The sequence below is a fragment of the Sinomonas albida genome (genome assembly GCF_004919045.1).
GTDB lineage: Bacteria > Actinomycetota > Actinomycetes > Actinomycetales > Micrococcaceae > Sinomonas > Sinomonas albida.
Window position 1 is genome coordinate 24,909 of sequence record NZ_SWDW01000009.1, and the last position, 16,065, is coordinate 40,973.

The window sequence follows — 16,065 nt, forward strand, 5'->3', positions numbered from 1 at the left end:
CGCTACTTCTTCCTGCTGTTCTTCTTCTCCAGAAACGCCTGCATGCGGTCGAACTTGGCCTGGGACTCGAACAGCATGCCCTGGGCCAGCGTGTCGATGAGAGGGTGGGCCTCGCGCGGGCTGTGGAAGACGGCCTTGGAGATGCGCACCGCGAGCGGATCCTGTGCGGCGATCCGGTCGGCGAGCGCATTAGCGGCGTCGACGAGCTCGGCCGGGTCGACGAGCTCGCCCACGAGGCCCGCCTCAAGGCACTCCGGGCCCGTGAGCACGCGGCCCGCGAGCAGGATCTGCTTCGCGAGCGGCTCCCCGACGAGCTCGCGTAGCCGCCACGTTGCGCCGGCCGCGGCCATGATCCCGAGGCCCGTCTCCGGGTTCCCGAGGCGCAGGCTGGGGGTCCCGATCCGGAAGTCCGCCGCGTAGGCCAGCTCGGCGCCGCCACCCAGGGCGTAGCCCTCGAGGGCGGCGATGACGGGCATCGGCAGTTTGGCGATGCGGTCGAAGACGGTCGAGTTGATGCCCGCGAGGGCGTCGTCGCGGCGGCGTTCGCGCAGCTGAGCGATGTCCGCGCCGGACGCAAAGACACCCTTCGTCGCACTCGCGGGATCAGCGGGGGTGCCGGAGAGGATGAGGACCTTCGGGTGGGCCTCGAGGTGCGCGCACACGGCGTGGAGCTCGTCGACCATCGCCTGGTCGATCGCGTTGCGCACCGCGGGCCTGTTGAGCGTCGCGTGGAGCCTATCGGCTCGCTCGTTGACCAGGAGAGTCGTGAAGCGGGACGCGTCGAGGCGAGCACCGCCGTCGTTCGCGGCGCTCTCCTCGGCCGCCATCAGACCCCCTCCACGAGCAGGGCCGTGCCCTGCCCCACGCCGACGCACATCGTCGCGAGGCCCAGCTTGCGGCCCTCGCCGCGCAGCTCGCGCTCCATGCGGCCCAGCAAGGTCACCACGAGGCGCGAGCCCGAGGAGCCGAGCGGATGGCCGAGCGCGATCGCGCCGCCGTCCGCGTTGACGATCTCCTCGTCGAGCTTGAGCTCGCGCATGACCGCGAGGGACTGCGAGGCGAACGCCTCGTTGAGCTCGATCGCGCCGAGGTCGGCGGCGGAGAGGCCGGCGCGGTCGAGCGCCTTGCGCGTCGCGGGGACCGGGCCCATGCCCATGATCTCGGGGGCCACTCCCGCCGAGGCGCCCTCGAGGATCCGCGCGCGGGGGGCGAGCCCGAAGCGCTCGACCGCGGCCTCCGAGGCCACGACGATCGCCGACGCGCCGTCATTGAGCGAGGACGCGTTGCCCGCGGTGACCACGGAACCGCCCTTGACCACGGGCCGCAGCCCCGCGAGGACGTCCATCGTGGTTCCCGGCCGCGGGCCCTCGTCGGTATCGACCACGGTCTGCGCCCCGGCCTTGCCGCGGCGCGACGCGGTGACCGTCACCGGAACGATCTCCTCGGCGAAACGCCCCGCCGCGATCGCCGCGAGGGCGCGCTCGTGCGAGCGGACGGCGAACGCGTCGCAGTCCTCGCGCGAGGTGTCGAACACCCTCGCGACCTCCTCGGCCGTCTCGGGCATCGAGAACGTGGCCTTCCCGTCCCGGGAGAGCTCGCCGGAGAGGAACGCGGGGTTCGTGAAGCGCCAGCCGATGGACGTATCGAAGACCGCGCCGGGCTTCGCGAAGCCCTTTTCGGGCTTCTCCATGACCCACGGCGCCCGGCTCATCGACTCGACTCCCCCGGCGACGACCAGGTCCGCCGCACCGGCCTTGATCATGTGGCTCGCCATGATGATGGCGGAGAGGCCTGACGCGCACAGGCGGTTGACCGTGATGCCGGGGACGGAGTCCGGGTAGCCGGCCAGGAGCCAGGCCATCCGGGCGACGTTGCGGTTCTCCTCCCCCGCGCCGTTCGCGTTGCCGAGGATCACCTCGTCCACCGCGGCCGGGTCGATCCCCGCGCGTTCGACGGCGGCCCGCACCGTGAGTGCCGCGAGGTCGTCGGGGCGCACCGAGGAGAGGGAGCCTGCATAACGCCCCACCGGGGTACGCGCGCCGCCGATCAGAAAGGCCTCAGCCATGAGCACATCCTTATGCGTAGGGACCCGGTCGGCGCCTCGAAGTCCGAACAAATTACCGACCGTTCGTTCTATAAAGATTACCCGCGGCGGCGCGTGGGTCAACCCATGACGACCGCACGACGGAACCGGTTCGGCTGCCCGCTCGTTCCACCGGCAAATGAGCACTCCCAACTCGATGCCCCCCACCGCGCTCCGGCGCCGCCCCGGCGACCCCGCCCCGGGCCGCCGCTTCGGGCGCTTCACCCCCACGGACCTCGCGGCCGTCCTGCTCTACGTCCTCCTGCCGATCGCGGTCGCGTTCCTGCCGCTCGAGGACTCGGCATGGGTCCGGGCGCACCCCGAGATCGCCTCGTACCTGCTGAATCTCGGCGTCTACGGGGTGGTGTTCATCGTCGCCTCGATCGCGGCCCACGCCTACATCGCGCGCGACGTGCGGATCCTCGCGACCCGGCCGTGGTTCACGGCCGGGATCCTGCCGCTCATGCTCGTCGCGATGCTCGTGGTCTCGGCCATCGCCGTGGCCCTCGCGGGCGGGCTCCAGGTGAGTCAGAACCAAGAGAGCATCCAGTCGCTCGCGCAGGGCATCCCGTGGTGGTTCACCGCTCCGCTCCTCGTAATCCTCGGGCCGTTCGTCGAGGAGTACGTCTTCCGGCACCTCATGATCGGGAAGCTCAGCCGGTACCTCAACCGCTGGGTCTGCTACGCGCTCTCGCTCGCGTTCTTCGCGTCGCTCCACACCCTCAGCACCGCGGGCTTCTCGATCCAGGCGCTGGCGCCCTATCTCGGCCTCGGGGCCGTGCTCGTGTTCGCCTACGCGTGGACGGGCAACAACCTCGCCTTCAGCATCTCGCTGCACGCCCTCAAGAATCTGCTGTCCGTGATCCTCATCTACGCAGTGGACATCTCCGCGCTGCAGTCGTAGGCGTGCTCCGTTAATAGCCCACCCGTGCTAAAACGGCTCGGCCAAGGCCCCACCCGGGTTAAATTCCCGATGTCGCCACACTGTTCACTCGCGCATAAGCCCGACGACACGTCCGAGAGGCCGGCGTGGGTCAGGCTATTTTCCGTGGCCGAAAGTGGCCCGCCAGTGGCCAAGCCTGACCGCTAGATGGCCAGGATTGGACCAAACACGGGCGCGCTCGGATTCTCAGAGACGATTCGGCCCATTCGTGACCAGACTCTGGCCAGCTTTGACCTCTTCGGAGTTCAGATTTGGACATTTTTGGGATCGATCGGCACTTCGGTCTATATATAGCTGGCGAACGAGAGAGAGCCTCGTCGAGGAGTGGAGAGAAAGGGGTGTGCTGATGACGGGCCGTCAGGGCAAGGCAGACACACCAGCGAAGCCGCAACCGCATCGTTTCCGTGTGAGCGTCCCCGCAGCCGATGAGGCCGTGGTGGCGTGGATGGAGTTGCAGGACAACCCTTCGCTGTCAGTACGGATGCTCATCCGCGAGAGCATCGAGCGCCAGGGGTTCGTCGACGTCGTGAACCGCCCGGTGAGCCAGCTCCCGAGGCAGGCGCGCACGGCGGAACCGTCGGAGGAGGCACGTGCGGTCGAGGCGCCAGTTGGCGAGACTCGGCTGCCGGCGTCCGTCCCGGCCCCGGAGCCAGAGTTCTGGCCGGAGGCCCCGACGCCGGCGCAGCGGCCGAACGCAGCGCTCGGGGCCTCCGCCCCGGCACCTTCGGAACCAGAGCAGGCGTCGAGCGAACTGCAGGACGTCAACGACATCTTCTCCAGAATGCGGTAGCTCCCGCAGCGCACCACCGCGGGCACCGCTCTTGGCACCACCCACCGGCACCACCAACTTTTTCTGAACGAAGGGACCACCCATGACCATCTCGATCAATCTGACCGGCGGCATCGACGTAGGCAACGGATACGTCAAAGGGCTCATCCGGGGTGCCGGCGCCTCCAACACCGCCAGCATCGACGAGCTCGACCTTCCCAGCAGCGTCGCCCTCATCACCCGGTCCAACGCGCTGCCCCACCCGGACGCCGACGCCCCGGCCAGGATGGAGGGCGACTTCTACAACGAGCTGGACGTGAGCTTCGCGTCGCCGCTCATCGGCGACCAGTACCGCCGCCTGTTCGGCACCCGCGCGCTGAGCGCCCAGGGCGCGTTCGACGAGTTCGACGTGGTGGGCCGCCGCAGCAAGGCCCAGCAGGAGCTGAGCAAGGTCCTGGTCATGGGCGCCTTCGCAGCGAAGGCCCTGCGCGACTACGTCCGCCAGAACGGCACGCTCCCGCCTGCCGACGAGTCGCTGAGCGTGCAGGCCCGGGTTGCCCTCGCGCTGCCGATCAACGAGTACATGGCACATCGCACGAGCTACGCGGCCGAGTTCATGAACGGGACCCACACGGCCACGGTGCACAACTTCGACACTCCGGTCACGGTGAAGCTGCGCTTCGTAGACGTGCAGGTCATCCCCGAGGGCGCCTCGGCCCAGTACGCGATCACGGTCAAGGGCGAGGACCTCATGGACGCGATGCTGGCGGACGTGCGCCGCCGCGGCGTGACGCTTGAGGGGATTACCTCCGCGGACGTGCTGGCCGCCCAGCACACCGTCGGAATCGACATCGGCGAGGGCACGGTCAACTTCCCGGTCTTCACCGCCGGCAAGTTCAACGCGGACGCCTCGACCACGTACAACAAGGGCTACGGCTCGGTGCTCACCGGCGCGCTCAAGGCCATGGACGATCGCGGCTTCGTCTCGGGCTTCACGTCCCGGAAGCAGCTCGCCGAGTACCTGCAGGCCGGCCCGAGCGCCCTGAAGCGCAACTTCTACCAGAAGGTCGCTCAGTTCGTGGAGGAGGAGATGCTGTTCTTCTCCAAGGAGATCGCCGAGCAGTTCGGCCGCGTGCTCGCCGTTGTCGGCGCCACGACGGAGGTCGCCTACGTCTACGGCGGCGGCGCGGGTCCCGTGAAGGCATTCCTGTACCCGGCGCTGCTGGACAAGGCCACCGAGATGAACTCGGAGGATTCCTTCCCGACGCTCTACCTGGATTCGTCCTACTCGCGCCACCTGAACCGCGAGGGCCTCTACATCGCGGCCCAGGCCGTGGAGCGCCAGACCGACGCCGCGCTCGCCCCGGCCACGAAGGGCAAGCGCGGCCGGCAGTCCGAGGACAAGGAACTCAGCACCGCCGACGCGTAGCCGCGCCCATCGAGCTGGCCCGGGGCAACGCTTCCCGCGCTGCATCCCGGACCGGCGTCAGACACGCAAGAGGCCCTTCCCGCATCCCGGGGAGGGCCTCTTGGCGTCGGGGCCGCGCCTCGGAGCAATCGCTGCCGCCGCGCGCCACTCACCGCACGTCGCTGCCAGCGCGAACCTCCCGCCGCTCGATCCGCAGCTCGCGGGCCCCTTCGAGCCCGCCGAACCAGCGCAGGAGCGCGGCGTCATGACTCGTGACCACGAGCGTCCCGCGGTACCGCTCGAGCGCCTCTTCGAGCTCACCCACGAGGAGCGGCGCAAGGTGATTGCTCGGCTCGTCGAGGAGCAGGAGCTCGGGCCGTCCGGACAGGAGCCGCGCGAGCGCGAGCCGGCGGTACTGCCCTGCCGAGAGCGAGCCCACCGGCACGAAGAACTCCTGGACCCGGAAAAGGCCGAGGTGCATGAGCCGCTCGGCGTGCTCGTCGAGATCACCCGGGAGCCCCGCGGCGTAGGCCGCGAGCAGGCGCGCGTGCGGGTCCGTGGGCGGGGCGAGCTCCTGCGGGAGGAGGCCGACGACGGCGGGCGCGCCCGCGCCGTCGTCCGCTGCCGGCGCCGTGCGCACCTCGGCGACGCCCTCGCACGGCAGCCGCCCGGCGAGCACGTTGAGCAGCGTCGTCTTGCCGACGCCGTTGAGGCCGGTCACGGCGAGCCGACCGCCGGCCGGCACCTCGACGTCCACCGGAGCGAGCCGGCCGGGAACGGCCGCGCCGCGCACCGACACCGCGGCGCCGCGCTGGACGTCGAACGCCGCGGCGAGGTGCAGGGGCTTCGGCGGCGGCAGCACGGGATCGGCCTCGAGCCGCCGCAACCGCTCCCGGGCCGACCGGACCTGGCTCTCGACCGCCGCGCTCACGCGCTGCCCGAAGTAGTTGAAGCCGGACTTGTCGTTGTCGGTTCTGCGCCCGTACGCGACGCGGTCGGTCACGGCCGCGGCCTTCTCGCGCTCGCGCTCCATCGCGGCGACCCACTCGGCGTACTCGCGTTCCCACGCGCGCCGCTCGAGGGCCTTCGCGGCGCGGTAGCCCGCGTAGCCCTCCCCGTAGCGGCGGACGCCGCGGCGATCGCCGTCGACCTCGAGGATCACGCGCGCGAAGCGCCCCAGGAAGTCGCGGTCGTGCGAGACGGCGACCACGATGCCGGGCCGCCCCGCGAGCTCGGCCTCGAGCCACGCGACCGCGTCTGCGTCGAGATGGTTGGTGGGTTCGTCGAGGAGCAGGATGGGCGCGGTGTCCGCGAGCGCGAAGGCGAGGCCCACGCGCTCGGCCTCGCCGCCCGAGAGCGTCGCGAGCGGGCGGTCGATCCCCGATCGGGTCAGCTCGCCGACTCCCAGCCGTTCGAGGGCGACGACGGCCCGCACCCGCGCGGCCGTCCCGCCGTCGTCCTCGCCGTCGGCGGCGGCGCGGGCCTCCGCGGAGGCGAGGAGCCCGCGGACGGTCGCGGCGCCGTCGGCAGTCTGCGCGAGCCGGGAGACGCGCCCGTGGACGGCGACGCTCCCCGCATCGGGCCGCTCCTCCCCCGCGAGGAGGCGGAGCAGCGTCGACTTGCCCGCGCCGTTCTCGCCGACGACGGCGATCCGCTCGCCGTCGGCGACCACGAGGTCGACCGCGTCGAGGAGAAGCCGGTCGCCGTAGCCATGGGACACGCCGGAGACGGTCACGTGAGGAGAGGCGTGGGGAGAGACGTGGGGAGAACTGTGCTGAGAACTGTGGTGCATGGTCGAGGCCTCGCTTCGGCGGCTCGCGGGCGCAGACGCGCCGGGCTGACGTGGCCGCGGGGGCAGCTCAGAAGGCGAGGGTGCCCGCGGCGCAGGGAAGGGGAAGCGATCAGCGGACCATGCGTCCAAGGGTGGCGGGGCCGGCGGCCGGGTGTCAAGCGGGGCTGTCGCTCGTCGGACTCTCACCGACATTGGCGCGTACGACGGCGCGACTCGCCGTAGCCTGGCCGCGGCGCGCCGGGGAGCGCGTCCGAAAGCTGGTGACTTTCCGGCACTGGTTTCCGGCACTGACTCGTGCCCACGCGTGCCCCTGCGGACACCTCCTGTCCTCTGGCGCGTCCGCACGCCTTCCCGCGGAACGTGGCGAGGCCTAGCGTTGATCCATGGCATACGACATCCAGATCGTGGTCGATTCGCGCGACCCGCACGCCCAGGCCGAGTGGTGGGCCGAGACGCTGGGGTGGGCCGTCGAGCCCAGCAACGAGGAGTTCATCCGGCGCATGATCGCCGAGGGCTATGCGACTGAAGCGGACACCACGACCCGGAACGGCGTGCTCGTGTGGGCCACGGCGCAGGCGATCGCGCCCCAGGCGGAGCTCGCGCGCAAGGACAGGCGGCGGATCCTGTTCCAGGTGGTGCCAGAGGACAAGACCATCAAGAACCGCGTCCACTGGGACGTGCGCCTCGCTGGCGACGACAAGGACGCCCTCCGTGCCCAGCTGGAGGCCCGCGGCGCGACGTTTCTGTGGGAGGCCGCCGAAGGCCCCCACTCCTGGTACACGATGGCCGATCCCGAGGGGAACGAGTTCTGCATCTCATGAGCCGCCGACGGCGCTCGCGGCAGGGTCAGTGACGCGGGGACGCGGCCCGGCGCCACCGTGCCAGTGACGCGGGGACGCGGCCCGGCACTGCGCGACTAGACTTTCACGCGTGACTTCCCCCGACCTGCCCGAGAAAGTGTCCGACGTCTTCGACCCGAACCGCTGGCGCGAGGTCGAGGGCTTCGCCTTCGAGGACCTCACGTACCACCGGCAGGTCGAGCGGGACGCGAACGGGGCGGTCGTGCGCGATCTCCCGGCCGTCCGCATCGCGTTCAACCGGCCCGAGGTGCGCAACGCGTTCCGCCCAGGCACTGTGGACGAGCTCTACCGCGCGATGGACCACGCCCGCATGACCCCGGACGTCGCGACCGTCCTCCTCACGGGCAACGGCCCCTCCCCCAAGGACGGGGGCCACGCGTTCTGCTCCGGCGGCGACCAGCGCATCCGGGGGCGCGATGGCTACCGGTACGCAGTGCCGAACGCGACCAGCGAGACGGCAGAGGCCATCGACCCGGCCCGCGCGGGCCGCCTCCACATCCTCGAGGTCCAGCGGCTCATGCGGACCATGCCCAAGGTGGTCGTCGCGGTGGTCAACGGCTGGGCGGCCGGCGGCGGCCACTCGCTCCACGTCGTCGCGGACCTCACGCTCGCCTCGCGCGAGCACGGGAGGTTCAAGCAGACCGACGCGACGGTCGGATCGTTCGACGCCGGCTACGGCTCGGCGCTCCTGGCCCGCCAGATCGGGCAGAAGCGTGCGCGGGAGATCTTCTTCCTGGCCCGCGAGTACTCGGCCGAGGACATGGTCGCGATGGGCGCCGTGAACGAGGCCGTGGAGCACGCGCGCCTCGAGGACGTGGCGCTCGAGTACGCGGAGGACATCGCGCGGCAGTCCCCGCAGGCCATCCGCATGCTCAAGTTCGCGTTCAACCTCGCCGACGACGGCCTCGCCGGGCAGCAGGTCTTCGCGGGCGAGGCCACGCGCCTCGCCTACATGACCGACGAGGCCGTCGAGGGCCGCGACGCCTTCCTCGAGAAGCGCGATCCCAACTGGTCCGACTTCCCGTACTACTACTGATCCGGCCACAACCAAGCCGGCCACGACTGATCCGGGAGCACAGCGCATGAGCCTCGACCCTGTCCTCAAGGCCCTCGCGGCGGCCCTCGCCGGCGAGGGACCGGCCGTCGAATTCGGGCCCGCGGGCGCAAACTCCCCGCAGGGGTCCTGGCGCGTGTGGCGACCCACGACCGCGGTGGCGTCGCTGCCCGAGGGGACGGCCGTCGTCGTCCGCACGTCGGGCTCCACGGGTGTGCCGAAGGCGACCGCGCTCACGATCGACGCGCTCGCGGCCTCCTCGATGAGCACTGCCTTCGCACTGCGCGGCGAGGGCCAGTGGCTGCTCGCGCTGCCGCTCGAGTACGTCGCGGGCGTGCAGGTCCTGGTCCGCTCGCTCTTCGCGGGCACACGCCCCGCCGAGATGGACCTCGCCGCCGGCTTCACCCCCGAGGCGTTCGCCGACGCGGGCGAGGAGATGACCGACCCCGTGCGGTTCACCTCGCTCGTGCCCACTCAGCTGCGGCGCCTGCTCGAGGACTCCTCCCCGCGGGTGCTCAAGGTCCTGAGGCGCTTCAACGCGATCCTGCTCGGCGGCGCGCCCATCCCCCACGGCCTGCTCGACCGGGCCGAGGAGGCGGGCGTGAAGGTCGTGACGACGTACGGCTCGGCGGAGACGTGTGGCGGCTGCGTCTACAACGGCTTCCCGCTCGAGGGGGTGTCCGTGCGCATCGCCGAGGACGGGCGGATCCGGCTCGGCGGCGAGGTGGTCGCGGTCGGCTACGTGGGCGACCCCGAGCGCACCGCAGAGCACTTCCTCGAGGAGGACGGCGAGCGCTGGTACGTCACGTCCGATCTAGGCGAGCTGACGGCCGAGGGGCGCCTCCACGTCCTGGGGCGCGTGGACGACGTCGTCATCACGGGCGGCGTCAAGGCCTCCGCCGCGCGGGTCGCGGCTCAGCTCGAAACGGTCGACGGCGTGCGCGAGGCTTTCGTGGCGGGCGTCCGCGACGCGGAGTGGGGACAGGCGCTCGCGGCCGCGGTCGTCCTCACCGAGCCGGGCGAAGACTCGGGCGCGCTCGCCAGGGTGCGTGCCGCCGCCGTCGAACGCTTGGGGCGCCTCGCCCCGCGGACGTGGCTCGTGCTCGACGCGCTGCCGCTCCTGCCCAACGGGAAGCCGGACCGGCAGGCGATCCGCGAGGCGCTCGCGCGGGCGCACGCGGCGCGGCGCTCGGCCGGTTCGTCGGGGCCGTAGGCTCGACTCTCGGCACGACCTTCAAGCACCCCTTTCCACCCATCCCTTAGGAACAGCCCGTGGCAACATTCGCCCAGTGGGTCCAGGGCGCCCGCCCGCGGACCCTTCCCATGGCCATCGCGCCCGTCATCGTCGGCAGTGCGGCGGCCTTCGGCCTCGGAGCGTTCGATCCGCTTCGCGCCGTCCTCGCCGCTCTCGTGGCGGTCCTGCTGCAGGTCGGCGTGAACTACGCGAACGACTACTCCGACGGCGTGCGCGGGACCGACGACAACCGGGTGGGGCCGTTCCGGCTCGTGGGCGGCGGGGCGGCGGAGCCGGGCGCCGTGAAGCGGGCCGCGTTCCTCTCCTTCGGAGCGGCCGCGGTGTTCGGCCTCGTGCTCGTGGGGCTCTCGCAGGCGTGGTGGCTGCTCATCGTCGGGGTGGCGAGCGTCCTCGCGGCGTGGGGCTACACGGGCGGGAAGCGGCCGTACGGCTACCTCGGGCTCGGCGACGTGTTCGTGTTCGTGTTCTTCGGCCTCGTCGCGACGCTCGGCACCACGTACACGCAGGCGCTCACGCTGAGCCCGGCCTCGTGGGCTGGGGCGATCGCGACCGGGCTCATCGCGGACGCGCTCCTCATGGCCAACAACGTGCGGGACATCCCCACGGACACCGTCGCGGGCAAGCGCACGCTCGCGGTGCGGCTCGGCGACCGCGCGGCCCGGCGCTCCTACCCCGTGATGCTGGGAGTCGCGATCCTCGCGGCGCTGCTGCTGGCGCCCGCGAACCCGTGGATGCTGCTCGCGCTCGTGCTCGTCCCGGCGTGCATCAAGCCGTCCCGGACCATGGTCTCGGGCACGGCGGGGCCCGGTCTCATTCCCGTGCTCCAGCAGACGGGGTTCATCAATCTGGGGTTCAGCGTGCTGTTCGCCGTCGCCTCGGTCCTCGGGCGGGTCTAGCTCACGCGCCCTTGGCCTGGTTCCCGCCGGGCTGGCCCTTGCCGAACTCGGCCTTGTGGGCCTCTTCCGGGGCCGTAGCCTCGTCGTCGCGGTAGACCTCGGGGTACTCGTCGTCGGCGCGGCGCGCCTCATCGAACGAGTCCTCGATCTCCGCGTCCTCCTTCTCCTGGGAGGTGCGCACCTCCTTGCGGCCGCCGAAGACGTCGCGGACGTCCCCCGCGGCGGCGTTCCGCTGCCGGTTGAGGAACAGGAAGCTCACTGCGAAGGCGATGACCGCGGCGTAGACGGCCGAGAGCACACCCCCGATCCCGAGCAGCAGGAAGACGACGAACGGCACCACGAACAGGGCCGCACGGAGGAGGGTGTACTTCAGGAACGCCACCGCTCAAGTCTACTAAAATAGACCTATGCTCCGCCTCGTGCCCGCCATCGCCATCCTCGCCGCGTGGCTCTACGGCATGGTGGACTGCGCGATGGCCGATCCGGACCGCATCCGCGGCGGCCTGTCGAAGACCGCCTGGTTCCTCATCACGGTGCTCCCCGTCATCGGCACGACCCTCTGGTTCGTCTTCGGCCACCCGCGGCACACCGCGCCCCCCACGTCAGGCGGGACGCGGGGTCGCCGCCCCATGGCTCCGGACGACGACCCCGACTTCCTGCACGGCCTCTGACTTTCTGCAGGGCCCGGGGGCCTACTTCTTGGCGTTCTTGATGAGGTTGTCCGCGTCGCTCTTGAACGCGGCCGCCGCGGCCTGGGCGTCGGCGCGGCCGAACAGGACATCCGTCTGGCGGCGCAGGAGCGCGTCGCCCACCTTGCTCGAACCGACCGGCGGAACGGCCGGCGCCTGGCCGAGTTCGGGCTTGATCTGGGTGAGGAAGTCCAGCGCGCTCTTGTCAGTCGGGGTCAGCAGCGGCTTGATGGCGTCCTGAATCTTCGACGACGTGGAGAAGCCGCGCTCGGTGGTGATCACCTTGGCCACGTCGGTGCTGTTGACGAGGTAGTCGATGAACGTCGCGACCTCCTCCGGGTGCTTTGTGCGGGAGGACGCCGACCAGTACATCGAGGGCTTGTAGAACAGGCCGTCGTCCTGGGGCTTGCCGTCCTGGCTCGGGACCCGGAGGATCTTGAAGTCCGTACCGGCCGCCTTGGACAGCGCACCGAGCTGGTTGGTCCACCAGAAGGACATGCCCGTCTTGTTGGTCGCAGCGAGAGTCTGCTCGACGGCGGCGTTGACGTCCTCCTGCGCGACGCTGGCCGGCGGTGCCGCCTTGGCGTCGAGGAGCTTCTTCTGGAACGCCATGAAGGAGGCCACGCCGTCCACGGTGAAGCCGGTGGCCCCGTCCGAGGTGTAGAGCTGCTCGCCGCGCTGGCGGAGCCAGATGCTCAGGGTCTGGTCGGTGATGCCGTAGGAGGCGCCGTAGTTCGTGCCGCCCTTCGACGCGCCGGCCGCGAGGGCGGCGGCGGTCTTGATGTAGTCGTCCCACGTCCACTTCGAGTCGTCGGGGATGGCCACCCCGGCGGCCTGGAAGACCTTCACGTTCGCGAAGATGCCCAGCGCGTTCTGGCCCGTGCTGACGCCGTAGAGCTTGTTGTTGTACTGCCCCGCCGAGAGCGTGTTCGAGTCGAAGGCCGAGAGGTCGAGGGCCTTCTGCTTCGAGAGGTCGAGGAGGGCTCCGCGCCCGCCGTACTCTGCGATGTAGGCGAGGTCCATCTGGATCACGTCAGGGGCGTCGTTGGCCGCGGTCTGCGTGGCGAGCTTGTCCCAATAGCCTGACCAGACGCCGGGCTCGGCCTGGATCTTGATGTTCGGGTGGGCCTTCTGGAAGGCGTCGATGACCTGCTGCGTCTGCTTGTTGCGGACGTCATTGCCCCACCACGTGAAGCGGAGCGTCACAGATCCGTCGGCGTTCTTGCTTCCTCCGCCGGTGCCGCAGCCAGCCAGTAGGCCCACTGCCGCGGTGCCCGCGAACACCTTGAGTGCTGAGCGGCGCGTCAGAGTCGTCATCGTCTCTCCAATGTTGAACGAACGGTTGACCGAGAAATCGGTTTCTGATTCGCTGAGTATGTCCGAGGTCACACCAGCCGTCAAGGTCCAAGGAAAACGCATTCCACCTGCAATATCAAGGCCTTGACGGCCGGAGCAGTGGGCCCTATCTTGCTGTGAAAGCGCATTCCGACCAAAGGAGGTCACTCCGTGTCCGAACAACACGCGGCACTCGCGCTCAGAACCCTGCCCGCCCCTGTGAATGGATTCACTCTGAACGGATTCACCCCGTGAGCGCGCTCGCGGAGCTGGGCAGCCTCGGGAAGAAGTCAACCGCAGGTAGAGAGGCCGGCGCGGACCGTGGCAAGGGGGCCATGAAGCAGCGCCGGCCAAAGGACAACAAGGCCGCGTTCATCTTCCTCGCGCCGTGGATGGTGGGCCTCGTGGCCATCACGGTCGGCCCCATGCTCATGTCCCTGTACCTGTCCTTCACGGACTACAACCTCATCCAGGATCCCAACTGGATCGGGGTGGACAACTTCACGCGCATGTTCGGCGACGAGCGCTTCTGGAACTCCCTCGGCGTGACCCTCACGTACGTCGTGGTCGGAGTCCCGCTCCAGCTCGCCCTCGCGCTTGCCGTGGCCCTGGCCCTCGACAAGGGACTCAAGGGGCTCGCGTTCTACCGCTCGGTGTTCTACCTGCCCTCGCTGCTCGGCTCGTCAGTGGCCGTGGCGATCCTGTGGAAGCAGATGTTCGGGACCTCGGGCCTGGTCAACCAGATCCTGGCGTTCTTCGGCATTCACGGTCCGGGCTGGATCTCGGACCCGAGCACGGCCCTCGGCAGCATCATCCTGCTGCACGTGTGGACGTTCGGCTCCCCCATGATCATCTTCCTCGCGGGGCTGCGCCAGATCCCCTCGATGTACTACGAGGCGGCGGCCGTCGACGGCGCCGGCCGAGCCACGCGATTCTTCAAGATCACGCTCCCCCTGCTGAGCCCAATCATCTTCTTCAACCTCGTGCTGCAGATCATCGGCGCGTTCCAGTCCTTCACGCAGGCGTTCATCGTCTCCGGCGGAAGCGGCGGGCCGTCCGACTCGACGATGTTCTTCACGCTCTACCTGTACCAGCGCGGCTTCGGCCAGTTCGACATGGGCTACGCCTCGGCCATGGCCTGGGTCCTCGTCGTGATCGTCGGGGCCTTCACCGCCATCAACTTCTACGCATCGAAATTCTGGGTGTTCTATGACGACTGAAGCAGCCCCGCACGGCCCGACCACAGCGCTCCGTACGTCGGCCACGGCCGAGTCTCCCGCCGTCGTCGGCCGCCCCTCGGCGCGCAGCGGCCCTGTCTCACCCCGCCGTCGCCTGCTCCCCCAAGGCGACCCGACCTTCACCGCCCGGGGACGCCTGCGCAGCCTCGGCAAGCACGCGATCCTCATCGTCACGGCCATCGTGATGATCTACCCGCTGCTGTGGATGGCAGTCTCCTCGTTCCGACCGAGCGACGACGTCTTCCGGGCACCGGGACTCCGGCTCACCGAGGCCCACCCGGAGAACTACGCGAACGGCTGGAACGCGCTCACCTCCCCGTTCGGCACCTACCTGCTGAACTCGACCATCGTGGTCCTGGGCGCGATCGTGGGCAACCTCGTCTCCTGCTCCATGACGGCGTACGCGTTCGCAAGACTCGAGTTCTCGGGCAAGAAGTGGATGTTCGGGGCCATGCTCATCACGATCATGCTGCCCATCCACGTCATCATCGTGCCGCAGTACATCCTGTTCACGCAGATCGGCTGGATCAACACATTCGCTCCGCTCATCGTGCCGAAGCTCCTCGCCACGGACGCGTTCTTCGTGTTCCTCATGGTCCAGTTCATCCGCGGCATCCCCCGCGAACTCGACGAGGCCGCACGGATCGACGGCGCCGGGCACCCCAGGATCTTCCTGCGCGTCATCCTGCCGCTCATGACGCCCGCGCTCGCCACGACGACGATCTTCACGTTCATCTGGACGTGGAGCGACTTCTTCAGCCAGCTCATCTACCTGACGTCACCCGACGTGTTCACGGTCCCCGTGGCCCTGCGCGCGTTCGTCGACGCCCAGTCCAGCACGGACTGGGGCGCGATGTTCGCGATGTCCGTGGTCTCGCTCCTTCCCGTGTTCATCGCCTTCCTCGTGGGCCAGCGGTTCCTCGTCAAGGGCATCGCCACGACCGGCATCAAGTAGGCCATCCGCACCGCGTCTGGCGGACGCGCCCACGGCGGCCGGCTTCAGGGGAAGCCGGCCGCCGTTCGCCATGGCGCTGGCCGGTGCCCAACGGTCCCCCTGGGCGGGTCCTCGCGGAGATCTGCGCCCATGCCGCGGCCACAGGCCCTAGTCTCAGTTCGTAGAACGGCGGGAACGGCCTGCCGCACACCCCGGAGACCTCGATGACCCAGGCTGCCAGCGCCACCACTGCCAACGTGAAGCATCCGATTCCCCACCTTCGCCCCCGGCTCCTGCTGAAACGAGCCGATCTCAGCGCGGTCCACCCCACCGTTCTCGCGGAGGCCGAGCATCGCGCGGCGAGCATCCAGCTGCGGATCGCGGACGCGATCACGGCCTTCGCCGGCTCGATGTGGTTCGTCTACATCCACATCGTGCTGTTCGCGGTCTGGATGCTGTGGATCGAGCCCTCGCCATGGCCCACTCTGACGCTCATCGTCTCGCTTGAGGCGATCTTCCTCTCGACCTTCGTGATGATCGGGCAGAACCGGCAGGCGGCATTCCAGCAGGCCAAGGCCGATCGCGACTTCCAGGCCCAGGACACGCTCCTGACCGAGAACACCGAGCTCACGCGGGTGATCCATCTGCTCTCCGAGGAGATCCATTCCCGCGTGCTCGCCGACGTGCAGGCGCGGCAGGCGGCCAACGGCCAGGCCGTGAGCGCGCCGACGTCCGACGACGGGCGGCCCACGAGTTGAATCGTCTGGCGCCGCTCGTACGAACCCGAGCCGCTTCTACGAGCGGCTCGG

General features: G+C 69.8%; 16 protein-coding genes. 11 read left to right on the forward strand and 5 right to left on the reverse strand.

Translation table 11 applies throughout. From position 1 onward, the window contains the following. Positions 1 to 2: 2 nt before the first annotated feature. Together E6A26_RS10365 and E6A26_RS10370 are read right to left on the reverse strand one after the other, a co-directional pair. Complete coding sequence (locus tag E6A26_RS10365; protein ID WP_136611132.1) at positions 3 to 827, reverse strand: enoyl-CoA hydratase/isomerase family protein; 825 nt, start codon at positions 825 to 827, stop codon at positions 3 to 5. After that, positions 827 to 2,065 (reverse strand): thiolase family protein, encoded by a 1,239-nt coding sequence (locus tag E6A26_RS10370; RefSeq protein WP_136611133.1) that lies wholly within the window; start codon positions 2,063 to 2,065, stop codon positions 827 to 829. The genes E6A26_RS10365 and E6A26_RS10370 overlap by 1 nt, the downstream gene beginning before the upstream one ends. Before the next feature lie 157 nt (positions 2,066 to 2,222). Between E6A26_RS10370 and E6A26_RS10375 the strand changes: the two genes are divergently transcribed. The 3 genes from E6A26_RS10375 (at position 2,223) to E6A26_RS10385 (ending at position 5,224) form a co-directional block, all read left to right on the forward strand. Further along, a complete protein-coding gene (locus E6A26_RS10375) occupies positions 2,223 to 2,987 on the forward strand; it encodes a CPBP family intramembrane glutamic endopeptidase (protein WP_234865345.1) in 765 nt (254 codons plus the stop codon). Between the two features lie 445 nt (positions 2,988 to 3,432). Continuing rightward, positions 3,433 to 3,816 carry a hypothetical protein gene (locus E6A26_RS10380; RefSeq protein ID WP_136611134.1) on the forward strand — a complete coding sequence of 128 codons (384 nt, stop codon included), beginning with the start codon at positions 3,433 to 3,435 and terminating at the stop codon, positions 3,814 to 3,816. 82 nt (positions 3,817 to 3,898) lie between these two features. Next, the gene (locus E6A26_RS10385) at positions 3,899 to 5,224 is read left to right on the forward strand and encodes a ParM/StbA family protein (RefSeq protein WP_136611135.1); all 1,326 of its coding nucleotides are present in this window, start codon (positions 3,899 to 3,901) and stop codon (positions 5,222 to 5,224) included. 148 nt (positions 5,225 to 5,372) lie between these two features. Here the strand turns inward: E6A26_RS10385 and E6A26_RS10390 are convergent, their stop codons facing one another. Further along, positions 5,373 to 6,938: an ABC-F family ATP-binding cassette domain-containing protein gene (locus E6A26_RS10390; protein ID WP_234865347.1), complete on the reverse strand. Its 1,566-nt coding sequence runs from the start codon at positions 6,936 to 6,938 to the stop codon at positions 5,373 to 5,375. A 440-nt stretch (positions 6,939 to 7,378) separates the two neighbouring features. Between E6A26_RS10390 and E6A26_RS10395 the strand changes: the two genes are divergently transcribed. The 4 genes from E6A26_RS10395 to E6A26_RS10410 all read left to right on the forward strand — a co-directional run bounded on the left by E6A26_RS10395 (position 7,379) and on the right by E6A26_RS10410 (position 11,060). Further along, a complete protein-coding gene (locus E6A26_RS10395; protein ID WP_136611137.1) occupies positions 7,379 to 7,816 on the forward strand; it encodes a VOC family protein in 438 nt (145 codons plus the stop codon). A gap of 109 nt (positions 7,817 to 7,925) precedes the next feature. After that, positions 7,926 to 8,891, forward strand: coding sequence for a 1,4-dihydroxy-2-naphthoyl-CoA synthase (locus E6A26_RS10400; protein ID WP_136611138.1), 966 nt, complete (start codon positions 7,926 to 7,928; stop codon positions 8,889 to 8,891). Positions 8,892 to 8,937: 46 nt separating this feature from the next. Then, positions 8,938 to 10,122 (forward strand): AMP-binding protein, encoded by a 1,185-nt coding sequence (locus E6A26_RS10405; protein WP_136611139.1) that lies wholly within the window; start codon positions 8,938 to 8,940, stop codon positions 10,120 to 10,122. Between the two features lie 59 nt (positions 10,123 to 10,181). Beyond that, entirely contained in the window at positions 10,182 to 11,060 is an 879-nt protein-coding gene (locus E6A26_RS10410; protein WP_136611140.1) for a 1,4-dihydroxy-2-naphthoate polyprenyltransferase, read from the forward strand. A 1-nt stretch (position 11,061) separates the two neighbouring features. Here the strand turns inward: E6A26_RS10410 and E6A26_RS10415 are convergent, their stop codons facing one another. After that, the gene (locus E6A26_RS10415) at positions 11,062 to 11,442 is read right to left on the reverse strand and encodes a DUF4229 domain-containing protein (protein WP_234865349.1); all 381 of its coding nucleotides are present in this window, start codon (positions 11,440 to 11,442) and stop codon (positions 11,062 to 11,064) included. Positions 11,443 to 11,467: 25 nt separating this feature from the next. Between E6A26_RS10415 and E6A26_RS10420 the strand changes: the two genes are divergently transcribed. After that, positions 11,468 to 11,731 carry a PLDc N-terminal domain-containing protein gene (locus E6A26_RS10420; protein ID WP_136611141.1) on the forward strand — a complete coding sequence of 88 codons (264 nt, stop codon included), beginning with the start codon at positions 11,468 to 11,470 and terminating at the stop codon, positions 11,729 to 11,731. A 21-nt stretch (positions 11,732 to 11,752) separates the two neighbouring features. On the opposite strand, the gene E6A26_RS10425 is transcribed toward E6A26_RS10420, so the two are convergent. Next, positions 11,753 to 13,066, reverse strand: a complete 1,314-nt coding sequence (locus E6A26_RS10425; RefSeq protein WP_136611142.1) for an ABC transporter substrate-binding protein — start codon at positions 13,064 to 13,066, stop codon at positions 11,753 to 11,755. A gap of 353 nt (positions 13,067 to 13,419) precedes the next feature. On the opposite strand from E6A26_RS10425, the gene E6A26_RS10430 reads away from it, so the two are divergent. The 3 genes from E6A26_RS10430 (at position 13,420) to E6A26_RS10440 (ending at position 16,014) form a co-directional block, all read left to right on the forward strand. Next, a complete protein-coding gene (locus tag E6A26_RS10430; RefSeq protein ID WP_136611264.1) occupies positions 13,420 to 14,304 on the forward strand; it encodes a carbohydrate ABC transporter permease in 885 nt (294 codons plus the stop codon). 202 nt (positions 14,305 to 14,506) lie between these two features. Beyond that, positions 14,507 to 15,277 carry a carbohydrate ABC transporter permease gene (locus E6A26_RS10435; RefSeq protein ID WP_234865367.1) on the forward strand — a complete coding sequence of 257 codons (771 nt, stop codon included), beginning with the start codon at positions 14,507 to 14,509 and terminating at the stop codon, positions 15,275 to 15,277. A 203-nt stretch (positions 15,278 to 15,480) separates the two neighbouring features. Next, a complete protein-coding gene (locus tag E6A26_RS10440; protein ID WP_136611144.1) occupies positions 15,481 to 16,014 on the forward strand; it encodes a DUF1003 domain-containing protein in 534 nt (177 codons plus the stop codon). The last annotated feature ends 51 nt before the right edge of the window (positions 16,015 to 16,065 follow it).